Source organism: Paenibacillus sp. SSG-1, assembly GCF_002224835.1.
GTDB lineage: Bacteria > Bacillota > Bacilli > Paenibacillales > Paenibacillaceae > Paenibacillus_AQ > Paenibacillus_AQ favisporus.
The window spans coordinates 3,518,058-3,532,434 of record NZ_MBRK01000001.1; the positions used below are offsets into that span (position 1 = coordinate 3,518,058).

Sequence of the window (14,377 nt, forward strand, 5' to 3'; positions counted from 1 at the left end):
CGGATGTTCATGTAAATGTATATAAATTGGTCCCTGAAGGTGTCAAGGACATAACAGCTGAGTCAGCTCGGTCAGATCACGGCAAATGATGTCCGGAGAGATGCCGGCTGCATCGACGTGCATCTGCAAGTTGCTCTCCGTCGTCAGCCCCGTCAGGACCAAAATCGTCTGACATCCCGCGGCAGCCCCTGCCGCAATGTCCGTACGCATATTATCACCGATCACAGTGGCTTCGGTCGGGGACAGCTGCAGCCGATCCGTAGCATATTTCATCAAGTGGCTCGAAGGCTTCCCGATAATCACCGGTTTGACACCGGAAGCCGCTTCAATTGCTGCTCCAAGCGATCCGGCCCCCGGGACAAGCCCGTGATCGGAAGGAAGCAGAAGGTCGGGATTGGTCAGCACAGAGCGGGCACCTTCACGGATCCAGCGAACGGCCTGGGCGAGCGTATCGTAAGTAAAAGAGCGGTCGATCCCTTGCACGACAAATTCAGGCGCATCGTCGACGAGCTTGAGCCCTTCCTCAATCAAAGCCTGCCGAAGCCCATCTTCCCCTAGCATAGCCACTCTGGCCCCAGGAGATTCTTCAGCGATATACCGCGCAGCGGCCAGTGACGAGGTGCAAACCTTCTCTTTGTCGGCGGGAACACCCATTTCGTTCAAATGAGCAGCCACCATTTCCGGCGTTTTCGAAGAATTGTTCGTCACGAATAAATAAGGGATTTCCCGCGATTGCAGCGTTCGAATCAGAATGTCCGCTCCGGGTATCATATGTTTCCCATGATATAACGTTCCGTCCAGGTCAATCAGCAGACCGCGGGTAGTTTTCAGCGTGTTCAATGGACATACCTCGTTTCATCTAGTAAAACTTTTGGCTGTGAAAAGCCTGGCTCCCGCTGCAACGGTCGATTTTCAGGCTTCCTGTAACCCAGCTTGTTCCATTGTAAAAGAAAACGGAGGAATGTGGCAACCGGAAGCACGACGACAAGGACGTTTATCTCCATTATTTCGTCATGCGTTTACCCTGAAACCTATCACGGGAAGTCCAATTGTGCTAAGTTGTGTCATTTCCTGCGCTTTCCCGGAAAATAATGATTATCCGGGAAATGAACCGCTGCAGTAAGAAAAACGTCTATCGACGTACCTTCAAAGAAGACAGACCGCGTTTAGCTGAAGTTTTTCTTGCGATTATAGAATGGTTCAGCTTCGCTGAAATTTATAAATTCTATAATCTTAAAGAAAAAAGGCTCGCCCGGAGCCTTCATACCATTATCGCCTGCCCTATGTCTTCACTGTTCTTCGTGGCGGGTCACCGGAAACAGCACCAATTCTTCGGCCAGCAGCGTTTTTGGAAAGAGTGACCTGGCTTCCGCCAATAGAGGCTGCAGGTGCTCCATATCCTTGTAACGTGAGCTGAAGTGCGTAATTATGAGCTCCTTGGCCCCCGCGTCGCGGGCAGCTTCTGCGGCTTGAAGCGCCGTGCTGTGATGGTAGTTGTGTGCGGTCTCATGAAGCTCATGCAGAAACGTGGCCTCATGAACGAGCAGATCCGCCTGTTCGGCCAGCGGCAGAACGTTGGCACAAGGGCGGGTATCGCCCAAGATCGTAACGACGCGCCCCTTCTTCGGCGCACCAAGCACGTCTGCCGGTGTCAGCACCCGGCCGTCTTCCAGGTCGATGCTCTCCCCGCGCTTCAAACGGCCGTAAATCGGCCCCGGTTTTAACCCGTACTCGGCCATCCGTTTCAAGTCCAAGCTGCCTGGCTTGTCTTTTTCCATGATCCGGTATCCATAGCTGTCAATGCGGTGCTCCAGCAGACGGGATTCAACCCGGACCTCCCCGTCTTCAAAAATGACTCCCCCTGTGTGCTCATTCACCTCAAGTTCAAACTCGATTCGCGACTGGCTGAGGGTAAGTGACGTGTCTATGTATTTTTTGATCCCCGGCGGTCCGTACAGCTGCAAGGGCGTGGTGCCGCCCTGGTTGGACCTGCTGGAGAGCAGCCCGGGAAGACCGAATATATGATCACCGTGCAGGTGGGTAATGAAAATTTTCTCCAGCTTGCTCAGCTTTAATGAAGACCGCAGAATTTGATGCTGCGTGCCTTCGCCGCAATCGAACATCCAGAAGCTGCGCCGCTCCTCGTACATCCGAAGCGCCATCGATGTCACGTTCCGCTGCAGAGAAGGAACCCCCGCATTGGTACCCAAAAACTCCAGTTCCATAACGCTATACCTTCTTTCCAAGAATGCGCCAGCAAAAAACCCCCGAACAATCGGAGGGTTTTGCTGACATTTGCTTCGGTTCGGCTATGAACCGAATATATATTATTTTACCTTGTCGACATTAAAATACCGTGCTTCCGGATGGGCAAACACCATCGCCGACACCGAAGCTTCAGGCTCCATCATAAAGCCTTCGGTCAGATGTACGCCGATATCTTCCGGCTGCATCAGCTTGAAGAGCGGCTCCTGATCCTCCAGATCCGGACATGCCGGATATCCGAAGGAGACGCGGATGCCTTGATACCGTGCCCCGTGACGCTGCTTCATCGTCATATCGGCCGGGTCAGGGAAGCCCCACGTATCACGCATCATATGGTGAACGCGCTCGGCCAGAGCTTCGGCAGTCTCAAGGGCCACCGATTGCAGGACATGGGACTTCAGATAGTCCCCTTTATCCTTCCACTCCGAAGACAGCTTCGAAATGCCTTGTCCCGCGGTGACGACCAGGAAGCCGACATAGTCCATCTTGCCGCTGTCGACCGATTTCAGGAAATCGGCGAGGCAGAGGAACGGTGCCACGTTCTGGCGCGGGAACGTAAACGTATGCAGTACCTTGGTATGATCCTCCGGATCGTAAATGACAATGTCGTTGCCCCTCGACTGCGCAGGGAAGAAGCGGTACATCGCATGCGCCTGGATAATCCCCTCACGGGCGGCCTGATCCAGTACGTCATCGACGGTTGCTTTCAAATCCAGCGCTTTTTCGTCACCTTTCTCCAGCAGCTGCTCGACCTGACCGCGCAACCCCAAATGATGGCCAAGCAGCATCTGCATGTTCATGTATGGGATGATGTGGCTGATCGGATAGTTGCGGATGATGTGCCGCTCCAAATCGGGCGGGTTAAAGACCGGGACATCCGTCGACACGTTGGACTTGGCCGCACGGGTCAGTTCCGGCAGCTCAACCGGCTTTTCAGCTTCCGCCAATAGCGCTTCGAGCTCCGCGTCCATTTCAGCCTGCATCAGACTGCGCTGCTCGGGATCCATCAGCTTGTTTGCCAGGTCAAGCCCATCCATGGCGTCCTTTGCGTACACGACCATGCCTTCATACTCCGGCCGGATCCGCGTTTTGGTAAACCTGCGGGTCAATGCCGCTCCGCCAACCATAATCGGCACCTTCACGCCGGCATTTTTCAAGTCCTGCGCGGTCACGACCATTTGCTGTGCGGATTTCACCAGCAGACCGGATAGTCCGATCAAATCGGCCTGCTCCTTCCGGTAAGCCTCGATGATCGTCTCCGGTGGTACTTTTATACCCAAATTGACGATTTGGTAACCATTGTTCGAGAGGATAATCTCGACCAGGTTTTTACCGATATCATGCACGTCGCCTTTAACGGTGGCCAGCAGCATCTTCCCTTTGACGGACGTTTCGTTCTTTTCCATAAAAGGCTCCAGATAGGACACGGACGCTTTCATCACCTCGGCGCTCTGCAGCACCTCCGCCACGATCAGCTCGTTGTTGTTGAACAGACGACCGACTTCGGACATGCCGTCCATGAGCGGCCCGTTGATGATCTCCAAGGCGCCGTACTTCTGCAGCGCAGCATCCAGGTCGGGAATCAGCCCTTCCTTGGTGCCTTCAACGATATAGGTAGCCAGCCGTTCTTCCAGCGACAAGTTCGAAATTTTCTCTTTCTTCTCGACCTTTTTATTCCGGAACGCCGCCACAAACGCGGCCAACGTTTCATCGTTCGTATTGTAAATCAGATCTTCGGCCAGCTTCCGCTCCGCTTCTGGAATCGAGGCATAGCGCTCCAGCTTCTCGGTATTCACGATGGCATAGTCCAGGCCCGCTTTCGTACACTCGTACAGGAAAACGGAGTTCAATACTTCGCGGCCCGCTTCCGGCAAACCGAACGAGACGTTGCTGATGCCAAGGATCGTATGGCACTCCGGCATCGCTTCCTTGATCAAACGGATCCCTTCAATCGTTTCCTTGGCGGAACCGATGTACTGCTCATCACCGGTACCAACCGGGAACACCAGCGTGTCGAAAATCAGGTCCTCAGCGGGAATGCCGTATTTATGAACGAGCAGATCGTAGGATCGCTTGGCCACATTCAGCTTGTCGTTTCGGTCAATGGCCTGTCCGCTCTCATCGATGGTCCCCACCACGACGGCAGCCCCGTATTTGTGGATGAGCGGAGCCACATGTTCGAACTTTTCTTCACCGTCTTCAAGGTTAATGGAGTTAATAATCGCTTTGCCCTGAGAATATTTGAGCGCAAGGTCGATGACCTTCGGATCGGTCGTGTCGATCATGAGCGGCACTTTGACCTTTTTCACCACCAGCTCCAGGAACTGTTTGATATCCTCCGCTTCATCCCGGTCCGGATCCTGCACGCAGACGTCGATGACGTGCGCTCCGTTTTTGACCTGGGCCCGGGCGATCTCCGAAGCTTCCTCGTACTTCCCTTCCACGATCAGGCGCTTGAATTTGCGGGAGCCGAGCACGTTGGTCCGCTCTCCCACCATATATGGCCGGTTGTCCGACTCAATGTACACGGGCTCAATTCCGGACAGCGCCGGCGGATGGCTCCCTTCCATTTGACGAGGCTGGTAACCCTTCATGACCTCGTTCAGCGCCCGAATATGATCCGGAGTCGTTCCGCAGCAGCCGCCGGCAATATTGAGCCAGCCCTGCTCCGCAAAGTCTTCCATCTTCCGGGCCAGAGACTCCGGAGATTCATGGTAATGCCCGTTCTCGTCCGGAAGTCCGGCATTTGGATAGCAGCTGACCGCCGTTTTGGCCATGGAGGCGAGCGAACGGATGTGATCGCGCATAAATTCCGGACCTGTCGCACAGTTAAGGCCGACCGAAATCGGATTCAGGTGCTCCAGCGAAATGTAGAACGCTTCAATGTTCTGCCCGGCCAGGGTCGTCCCCATCGGTTCGATCGTACCGGAAATCATAATCGGCAGCGTGATCCCAGTGCTTGCAAAGGCATTCCGGATTCCGATGCTGCCGGCCTTAACATTCAGTGTATCCTGGCTCGTTTCAAGCAACAGGGCGTCGACGTTGCCCTCGATCAGGGCAACCGCCTGCTCCTCATAGCTGCTCACGAGCTCTTCAAAAGTTACGCCCCCGGTTACCGACAGCGTCTTCGTCGTCGGGCCGATCGCGCCGATCACGTACCTGGGCTTGTCCGGCGTGCTGAATTTATCCGCCGCTCTGCGGGCAATTTCCGCAGCAAGCAGATTAATCTCCCGCGCCTTCTCGGGAATATCGTATTCAGACAATACGACCGAGGTAGCGCCGAACGTATTCGTCTCTATGAGATCCGCCCCGGCTTCCAGATACTTCTCGTGGATCTGTTCGATCACATCGGGACGGGTAATGACCAGCATTTCATTACAGCCTTCCAGCTCTTCTCCACCAAAATCCTGAGGGCCAAGGTCGACCTGCTGGATCATGGTACCCATGGCACCGTCCAATATCAATATTCGTTCTTTCATTAATTCCTTCAAGTCAGGTCTGTTCACTGTATGTCCCCCCTGCCAAACGTTAAATCTTAGTTTATCAGAATAGCCCTTATTAGAAAAGTGCAAGAAATGCCTTAAGGCAGGGTTTTGCTCCTGATTTTCGTGTAATATATAATCGACAACAAAAGTATCGTTCGTTATAATATGAATTAATCCAAGTGGAAAAGAGGGTTTAGAGATGGCTGAAATCGTGATTCGCAATACGAACGAACGGATTACCGGCGACGATAATGTTCGTGAGTTCCTCAACAATCAAAACGTTCTTTATGAAAAATGGGATGCTTCCAAGCTGCCTCTGGAGCTTCAAACCAATTTTCAACTGAACGACGAGCAGAAAAAGCAAATCCTGGATACCTACGATGAGGAGATCCGTGATCTGGCGGCCCGCCGCGGCTACAAGATCTGGGACGTCATCACGCTGTCCGACGCTACGCCGAACCTGGAAGACCTGCTGAATAAGTTCGAAGAGGTTCATACCCACACGGAAGACGAAATCCGGGCAATCGTCGGCGGCAAAGGAATATTCGTAATCAAGGGCGCAGGCGACATCGGCTACTTCAATGTCGAGCTCGAAGCCGGTGATGTCATCTCCGTTCCGGAAAATACAAACCACTTCTTTACGCTGATGGACAACCGTAAAATTATCGCCGTCCGCCTCTTTATCGAGGAAAACGGCTGGGTCGCCCATCCGGTTCAGGACCCAAGCTTTCAGTCCTAATCCATAAATATAGCGATATATGCAGCAACCCCCGCCTTCGCCAGGAAGAACGGGGGTTGCTTGTCGTTATCAAACGAATCATGATGCTGATTATTCCGCCACGGTCAGCTTTTTCGTCGGCATCGTATGCTGTGGTCCCACCGTAACATGTGACGTGATGCTGTAGGTGCCCGCCTGATCGAAGGTTTTATCGAGTGTATACTTCCCTCCGCCGGCATTCTGGGCGGCCACCTTTTCATGGTTGCTGGTGTCGCCTTCCTTCGAGATTTCAATCATAACCTCATCGGCCTTATCGACTGGTTTATCCTTTTGCGTTACGTTCACCTCGATGGTAACTTGGTTACCTACCTTGGCCTGCTCCGGCGTCCAGCTAAGGTCCACCTGCACCGGATCCATCATGCTCTCGCTCATGTCCATGCCCGCATGACCACCGCCGCCGCTGCCGCAGCCTGCTATGCTCCATACCGCCAGCAGCAGCAGAGCAACAAAACCGTACTTTCTCAAGCGAAGTCACTCCCTATACGTCTATCTATGTAAGCTGTTTGTCCATATTCTTCATCATTATACATAATTATCGCCTCACCCAAACCATCCATCTGTTAACAAAATGGAACAAATTGACCGGAAAGGGTCAAGCTTGCTCAGCAAGCGGGGCATTCATATACACAAGGTATAATAAAAGCCTGCCGGACGAAGGGATTCCCCTCTTGGCAGGCTAGCATATAAGACCGACTCAAGAACGTTCGGCGATGATGCGGTGCAGTTCAGACAGATGCTTGATTTCGTAATCAGGCTCAATGGACGGATCTTTTACTTTACCGGTGCGGTTGATCCATACCGTGGTCAGTCCGGCGCTGTTTCCGCCTTTGATGTCGGTTGTCTGCTTGTCGCCGACCATGAGCGTCTGTTCCGGTGTTAATCCAAGTAATGAAAGCGCATGTTCGAAGATGGTCGGATCCGGTTTGCCTTTGCCGTATGTACCGGAAATGACGATCTCGTCAAAATATGGGGCAAGCTCAGGAACGCCGGCGATCTTCTCCTGCTGGAGCGCAGGACAGCCGTTCGTCAGAAGAAGCAGCTTCTTGTTTCCTTTCAATTCGTCCAGCACTTGGAAGGTCTCTTCATATACATGGGGGCGGGAGCGACGCTCGGCGGCAAATTGCTCGGCCAATTCTCCGGCCAGCTGTTCATCGTCAACCCCAAGCTTCAGCAGACCGCGCCGCCATGATTCCTTGCGATAGCCTGGAGCGAGCTCCTCAAGTCTGCGAAATTCAGGTTGTTCGCCTGCGCTGAAGTTGGCCCACAGTCCTTCAAACGGGTTAATTCCAATCATTTGGGTAAAGGCAAACGTGTCATAGGATTGATATAACGCCCTTGCCTCATTGCGGACCGCTTCCTCCAGCTCCTTGGCGTCAATGCCCTTCGCCATGGCGGCCGTCTCGCATACCGCTTCAAAGGATTCCTTCACGCTGCGCTCATCCCACAACAGCGTATCGTCCAAATCGAAAAAAACAGCTTGTACCGGCATCCTCTTCCATCCTCTCCATCTGCTATCTCTTATATTTGTTTATTTTTCCAAAGGGATATTATGGGTCTGCGCAAAACGCTCCAGACGTTCCCCTATGGCATCGGTATCGTAGCGGTTGATCAGGCGCGTGAACACCCAATTGCCGCCTTTGCCCTTCGGCTCAATCACGACAGAACCTTTGGCCAGTTTGATCTTGGCGATATTGTCTGCGGTCAGTCGCCGATCCCGGTTGAACTTGATCGTCGATACGGCGTTTTTCTCCACACGCAGGAAAGGCCTGCGCAAAAAGATCATCAAGCCCAGGAACACGTACATGGCCATAATGATCCAGGTCATGCCGCTGTTTCCCGCCGTACCCTCCTGTCCGAGCATTCCGAGCAGGAAGTAAACCGCGGCCAGAGCGACCATCGTAATCGGAAGTACATAGTTTCTTCCTTTATAAATGTCAGCCGATGGACCTCCCGTGCTATAGATGGATGGCTTTCCCTCTTTCTTTCTCTGCTTGTTCAGCTGCGCTGAATTTTTTCTTACCTGTCTTTCCCATGAACGGGCCATTCACGAACCTCCTCAAAATGCTTTCGGCTATATCGTTATTTACTTCCTCATATATAACGGCCCAATACTGCTTACAGCAATTATTCCTGTAGTTTCACATTCTATATAATAGAAAGCAAATGAAGGAAAACTTGGTGCGCTTACATAGAAGCATTCTGTTCTCGGTAGTGAGCCATACAAAACCTTGAGTCAGTCTATACCATAATCGAATGTATGAGTCTAATCCAGCAGCGGGTGTTATTTCTTCTCTTCATCCACCCATTCAATCGAGTCCAGCTGCTGTCTGAAATTTCTGCGGACATTCTGAAGGTATCTCTCACGAAGCTTGGCCCGTTCTTCGATTTCCTCTTCGGTTAAACCGGATTCCTTTTGCTTGCGCGCAAGCTCATTAATTCTCTCTACAACGCTGTCGATATCCATACAATTACTCCTCCAATATTCAAGTCATACCTAACTTTGCCATGATAAAAAGAGCTTGTCAAGGTTCACACCTTTCCAAGCTCTTGATCATTTATCTTCTATTAATATTGGGGGAGTGCCAATACTTCTCCGGCTTGAATTTCGCTGCTGGTTAAATCGTTATACTTCTTCACCGCCATAATGTATGCGCGGATATCCATGTCTTCCGGCTTATGGGCAGAAGCGATTCCCCACAGCGTATCGCCTTGCTGAACGATGACATTTTTCTCTAACCGAACATCATCCGAGGTTCCCGCGAATACGCGAACGACACCTGTGCATCCCACCAAAATAATCAGGGCCGCCAGGATCAGTTTGATCAAGGCAGGGCCTGGCACGATGGACTGGACTTTCTTCAACCAAGGAGATGCTATAGCTTCATTGATGGATGGGTTAACGGATGGGTTATTATAAATACTTTGGTATGTAGTGTGTTTCAGCATAAATATTACGCCTCCAAACGTTTGTTCTTGTTTTATGAGAACAATATAACACGAACATTTGTTTTGTTCAATACTTTTTTCGAACAATTGTTCCTATGTTTTTAGAGGCGGGCTTCCTTCATTCAGAAGCCGCGAAAATCCCGCTCTATCAAAGCAAAATCATTTAGAACTTATGTTTGTACGAACGGCAGTTCTATGTTATAATTTTACCAAACGTTACTAAATGGGGTTGATGGGGAATGTCAAAGATATCTAGCCGGCAGCAAGCGATATTGGAATTTATCAGAAATGAAGTCCGCGCCAAGGGTTATCCTCCGTCCGTCCGAGAGATCGGTGAGGCGGTAGGGTTGGCTTCCAGCTCGACCGTACACGGCCATTTGGACCGACTGGAGAAGAAAGGCTTGATCCGCAGAGACCCTACGAAGCCTCGTGCCATCGAACTGTTGGGACAAGAAGAATCCGAGAGCAGCAATCTGTTCACGCATACGATCGCCAGAGTTCCCGTAGTAGGCAAGGTCACAGCTGGGGTGCCGATCACGGCAACGGAGAACATTGAAGATTACTTCCCTCTGCCGCAGCACTATGTTGGAGATGAGAAAGTATTTATGCTTTCCGTCGTTGGGGACAGTATGATCGAGGCGGGCATTCATAACGGTGACTACGTCATCGTGAGACAGCAGCAGACAGCCGATAACGGGGACATCGTCGTTGCCATGACGGATGAGGATGAAGCAACCGTGAAGACGTTTTACAAGGAGAAGGACCATATCCGGCTTCAACCGGAGAACCCGGCTTACGAACCTTTGCGTCTGAACCATGTCACCATTCTGGGCAAAGTCGTCGGGCTGTTCCGCGATATTCACTAGCAGATGATGCTGGACAAGCAGCAATAGAGCCCTTGCTCTTCCTTACTCAGGAAGGTCAAGGGCTCTTTTCGGCGTTGGGATCAAGGCAGGATGATTCAGGTGGGACACACCTCACGGGAATCCGCCGTTTGCTCCAGACGGTACTCCGTCGGGGTTTTTCCCGTTTTTTTGCGAAATACCTGGGTAAAATGCTTGACGTCCACATATCCGACTTTGTCCGAAATGTCGGCCAGCTTCAAATGCGTTTGCAGCAGCAGCTTGGAGGCTTGTTCGATCCGCAGATTGGTGATGTATTCCTTGAAGCCGCTTCCCGTCTTCTGCTTAAACAGCTGGCTGAAATAGACCGGATTCAGGAACACGACCGAAGCTACCTTTTCCAGGGACAGATCCGTATGATAGTGCGCTTTGATGTACTGCACCGCAACCTCGATCGCTCGGTTACCGCCCGGGTTGTTGTATTCGTACTCCAGCGATGCCGATTCCTGGCGCATCCGCCGCACTTCCTCCGGCACCCGGTGAATGTCTGTGATAAGTCCCGTCGACTGAATCTGGAAAGGCACCTTGACGCATCGTTTCAAGTTAGCGCGCAGCTCATCCGTCAGACGTTTCATGCCTCCCTCTTCCCCCAGCGAGACGAGGCCGATCAGGCTCGTTTCGTCCATGCTTGTCACAAATCCGCAGCCGTGCGCTTCAATCAGCTCACCAAGCACATTTTCAATAATAAAATGCTCCAGATGCACCGGCGCGTCGCTCTCCATCTTAACCATTACCAGTTGGAATGCGGGGTAGCTCTCAATTATAGACGCGACGTCAAGGCGCCCGGTATCGAGTCCGCTCGCCCAGCGCTGAAACACAGCCTCACGCAAATACTTCAGGTTAGACTTCAGCAGCTCCGCCTCGCGCACGATTTCATTCTCCCGGTCCATCTCCTGAGCAAGTCCGGAAATCATGGAGAGCAGCAGCTCTTTCCCGATCGGCTTGAGCATATAGTCCTTAGCCCCAAGCTTGACGGCTTCCTGGGCGTAGGAAAACTCGGAATAAGCCGAAATGATGACCCATTTGATATGCGGATAACTGCCTTGGCACAGCTGCATCAATTCAAGACCCGTCATTCCCGGCATGAGGATATCGGTCAGCACCAGGTCAATCCGGTGTCTGCGCAGCTGCTGAACCGCTTCCTCCGGGTTTGCCGCCAGGTGAACATAATGCTGCGGATAGGCCCGGTGGATGGTGCGCTTAATTCCGTCACGGATCACATGCTCATCGTCCACGACTAAAATGTTCATCTTCCATTCCTCCTTGGTGCCGGATTGGTAAACGGATGGTTACCGTCGTTCCTTCCCCTTCTTGACTGTCCAAGTATAAACCGTACGGACTGCCGAACATCATTCGGATCCGCTCATGCACATTGCTCAAACCGATGCCACGGCGAAGCACGGGGCCGTCTCTGTCCTCCGCTTTGGGCAACGTGCGGTTGCCGCCCTCCAGCAAGCTTCTGACCCGCATCAGCGTGTCTTCGTTCATTCCCTTCCCGTTATCCCGAACGACGACATGGAGATCGTCCATGACCTGCTCCGCCGTAACGAGCAGCATGCCCTGCCGATCCAGCGGCTCCAGTCCATATTTTACAGCGTTTTCAATAATCGGCTGAATCGTCATTTTCGGCAGCGTGACGTCCATCCACTGTGGATCCACATCGATCTTCGGTACAAGCCTATCCTCCAGCCGGTTCTCGATAATCGTCAAATAATGCCGGATCTGTTCCAATTCCTGACGCAGCGTCGTCCGGGAAGCCTCTTCCCAGTTGCTGCTGTAACGAAACATTTGCGACAGTGACAGAATGACCCTGCTAAGGCGTTCATTCCCTTTTTCATCCAGCATCCAGTAAATCATGTCCAGCGTGTTGTACAAAAAATGCGGATTCACCTGGGACTGCAGCGCCTGCAGCTGAGCGTTTTTCTCGCTGACGGTCGTGACCTTGATCGTCTCAATCAGCTCATCCATCCGGTGCACCATCCGGTTGAAGGAAGACACCAGGCTGTTGATTTCGTCAAACGAGTCGACATTAACCGAACCGCTGAAATTGCCCATCTCCACCTTTTTCATTTCCCGGATCAGCAGCTTCAGCGGGGAAGCAATGTTGCGCGATACCAGCGTGGCCAGAACCGTGGAGACGATAATCAGCACGATCAGAACGATAACGAGGTATTGGGTCGTCTGGTTCACTTCCGCCTGAATGTCGTGCTTCGGGGTAAAACCGTAGATCGTCCAGCCCGCCATGGGCGTATTGGCAGCGACCACCAGCTGGCTTGAGCTGTCATCCACCAGAATACCGTCCTCGGCACCTGGCTTCGGAATGCTGGCAAAGTCCAGCGCCTCCGTCCCTTTTTTACCGGTCGAAGCGATGATGTTGTTGTTCTGATCGATCAGGTACACGCGGCTGCCCGGGCTGATCGTCACATTGGACATCGCCTCCATGATGGACGAAGGATTCGCTTCGATGACCATGATGCCAAGCTGCTTGTGCGTGTTCAGATCGTACAGCTTCCGGCCGAACACAAAGACGTTCTCTTTCTGCTGCAGCGTGTTGATCGGCGATCCCGGCATCATCCCGAGCCAGACCATATTGCCCGACGAGGCGTTCAACTCGTTGTACCAGGACGTCTGGGCGTAATTGTTGTCGATGACCCCGGCGAACTGGCGCTCATAGCTGTACACTTTGCCCCTGTCGGTCAGAATATGGATGCCTGTAATATCGTTCCTTGAATAGTAAGCCGCCCCGATAATATTCGTAATCGTTCGTTCGTTTTCGATGGCGACGGTCTCTTTCACATGGGTCTCCTGAAGCAGCCGGGTCAGCTCGTAGTTGCTGTTGAGCGACTTGGAGAGACTGTTGTAGCCTTGAAGCAGCGAGTTGAACAGCCCGGCGGTCTGCGAGATGTTCTTCTCGGCGATGTCATTCACCTTGGTATGAATAATGGAAATCGTGCGGTAATAATACACGACGCTGATCAATATCAATATGCCGGTCATGCAGCATAGAAACAGCAGAAAAAGACGGCTGTGAATCGAACGAAAATGTCGCCCCACAGATACAGTTCCCCTTTCGTATCCGGTCATCCATTTGTCATTCTATCACAGAAACCGTCTTTGCCCTACTAACCTTTTACTGCTCCTGCTACCATACCTTGGGTGATCTTGTCGGCCAGCAGGAAGTAGATAATGATGACCGGAAGCGCGCCCAGCACGAGAAATGCGCCGATGGCCCCGTAGTTGACCGAGTATTGGCTGACGAAGCTGTTGACGCCGAACGGCAGTGTTTTCAGCTTTTCCGATGAGATAAACGTCGCAGCCAAAATATATTCGTTCCAGATGTTGATGAATGTCAGGATACACACCGTCATTACCGGCGGAACCGAAATCGGCAGGATGATGCTCGAGAATATGCGTCCGATCCCCGCTCCGTCCACCACCGCGGATTCTTCGATTTCATGCGGAATGGTTTTCATGAACCCGCTCAGAATAAAGATGGCGATCGGCATGGAAAATGCCACATACGGCAAAATGATCGACAGATGCGTATTCAGAATATGCATGTTTTTGAAAATGATCATGAGCGGCAGCAGCGTCGCCTGCATCGGGATCATCATTCCGATCAAGAATACGACCATGACCGCCCCGCCAAAACGCCACCGGAAACGGCTGATCGCATAGGCGCACAGGGAGCTGAGAATAATGACCGCAATCATCGTCACGGATGTGACAAAGATGCTGTTCAACAAATAGCGGAAATAGTTGCCCTCCAGCGCAGCGCTGTAATTGGCCCACTGCGGCGAATGCGGAAGGGCAAAGAAGCTGCCCGACAAAATTTCTTCATTGGATTTCAAGGAATACAGGAGCAGCCACAACAGTGGATACACCTGGGTTACAAACAGAATGCCCAGCACCAGAAACACGATGGCCTTCGTAACGGAAAACCGTTTGCGTCTGGTTACGGCCACCTGCTTGTTCAAAGCGACGGCTGTACTTGTGTTCAT

Annotated in this window: 13 protein-coding genes; 2 read left to right on the forward strand and 11 right to left on the reverse strand. The window is 52.2% G+C overall.

What is annotated here, in order from left to right:
• Positions 1–42 precede the first annotated feature (42 nt).
• From BCV73_RS16200 to metH, 3 genes are all read right to left on the reverse strand, one after another.
• Positions 43–831, reverse strand: a complete 789-nt coding sequence (locus BCV73_RS16200) for a TIGR01457 family HAD-type hydrolase (protein ID WP_076171769.1) — start codon at positions 829–831, stop codon at positions 43–45.
• 458 nt (positions 832–1,289) lie between these two features.
• Complete coding sequence (gene rnz, locus BCV73_RS16205) at positions 1,290–2,225, reverse strand: ribonuclease Z (protein ID WP_089547903.1); 936 nt, start codon at positions 2,223–2,225, stop codon at positions 1,290–1,292.
• 102 nt (positions 2,226–2,327) lie between these two features.
• Positions 2,328–5,744: a methionine synthase gene (metH, locus tag BCV73_RS16210; RefSeq protein WP_481855839.1), complete on the reverse strand. Its 3,417-nt coding sequence runs from the start codon at positions 5,742–5,744 to the stop codon at positions 2,328–2,330.
• A 205-nt stretch (positions 5,745–5,949) separates the two neighbouring features.
• Here metH and BCV73_RS16215 point away from each other — a divergent pair, with 205 nt between their 5' ends.
• Positions 5,950–6,489 carry a 1,2-dihydroxy-3-keto-5-methylthiopentene dioxygenase gene (locus BCV73_RS16215; protein ID WP_076171258.1) on the forward strand — a complete coding sequence of 180 codons (540 nt, stop codon included), beginning with the start codon at positions 5,950–5,952 and terminating at the stop codon, positions 6,487–6,489.
• A gap of 90 nt (positions 6,490–6,579) precedes the next feature.
• Here BCV73_RS16215 and BCV73_RS16220 read toward each other — a convergent pair whose 3' ends face one another.
• The 5 genes from BCV73_RS16220 to BCV73_RS16240 all read right to left on the reverse strand — a co-directional run bounded on the left by BCV73_RS16220 (position 6,580) and on the right by BCV73_RS16240 (position 9,390).
• The gene (locus BCV73_RS16220; RefSeq protein WP_089547905.1) at positions 6,580–6,993 is read right to left on the reverse strand and encodes a FixH family protein; all 414 of its coding nucleotides are present in this window, start codon (positions 6,991–6,993) and stop codon (positions 6,580–6,582) included.
• 229 nt (positions 6,994–7,222) lie between these two features.
• Positions 7,223–8,017, reverse strand: a complete 795-nt coding sequence (locus tag BCV73_RS16225) for an HAD family hydrolase (protein WP_089547906.1) — start codon at positions 8,015–8,017, stop codon at positions 7,223–7,225.
• A 39-nt stretch (positions 8,018–8,056) separates the two neighbouring features.
• On the reverse strand, positions 8,057–8,572 hold the full coding sequence (locus tag BCV73_RS16230) for a hypothetical protein (protein WP_076171250.1): 516 nt from the start codon (positions 8,570–8,572) through the stop codon (positions 8,057–8,059).
• Between the two features lie 237 nt (positions 8,573–8,809).
• On the reverse strand, positions 8,810–8,992 hold the full coding sequence (locus tag BCV73_RS16235) for a DUF896 domain-containing protein (RefSeq protein WP_076171246.1): 183 nt from the start codon (positions 8,990–8,992) through the stop codon (positions 8,810–8,812).
• Between the two features lie 101 nt (positions 8,993–9,093).
• Positions 9,094–9,390, reverse strand: coding sequence for a LysM peptidoglycan-binding domain-containing protein (locus BCV73_RS16240; protein ID WP_218828150.1), 297 nt, complete (start codon positions 9,388–9,390; stop codon positions 9,094–9,096).
• Between the two features lie 323 nt (positions 9,391–9,713).
• Here BCV73_RS16240 and lexA point away from each other — a divergent pair, with 323 nt between their 5' ends.
• The gene (gene lexA / locus BCV73_RS16245) at positions 9,714–10,340 is read left to right on the forward strand and encodes a transcriptional repressor LexA (RefSeq protein ID WP_076171240.1); all 627 of its coding nucleotides are present in this window, start codon (positions 9,714–9,716) and stop codon (positions 10,338–10,340) included.
• Positions 10,341–10,435: 95 nt separating this feature from the next.
• Here lexA and BCV73_RS16250 read toward each other — a convergent pair whose 3' ends face one another.
• From BCV73_RS16250 to BCV73_RS16260, 3 genes are all read right to left on the reverse strand, one after another.
• Positions 10,436–11,626: a response regulator transcription factor gene (locus tag BCV73_RS16250; RefSeq protein WP_089547908.1), complete on the reverse strand. Its 1,191-nt coding sequence runs from the start codon at positions 11,624–11,626 to the stop codon at positions 10,436–10,438.
• A complete protein-coding gene (locus BCV73_RS16255; protein ID WP_089547909.1) occupies positions 11,601–13,430 on the reverse strand; it encodes a sensor histidine kinase in 1,830 nt (609 codons plus the stop codon). Before BCV73_RS16255 ends, BCV73_RS16250 begins: the two co-directional genes overlap by 26 nt.
• Before the next feature lie 68 nt (positions 13,431–13,498).
• Positions 13,499–14,377, reverse strand: a complete 879-nt coding sequence (locus BCV73_RS16260; RefSeq protein WP_084203932.1) for a carbohydrate ABC transporter permease — start codon at positions 14,375–14,377, stop codon at positions 13,499–13,501.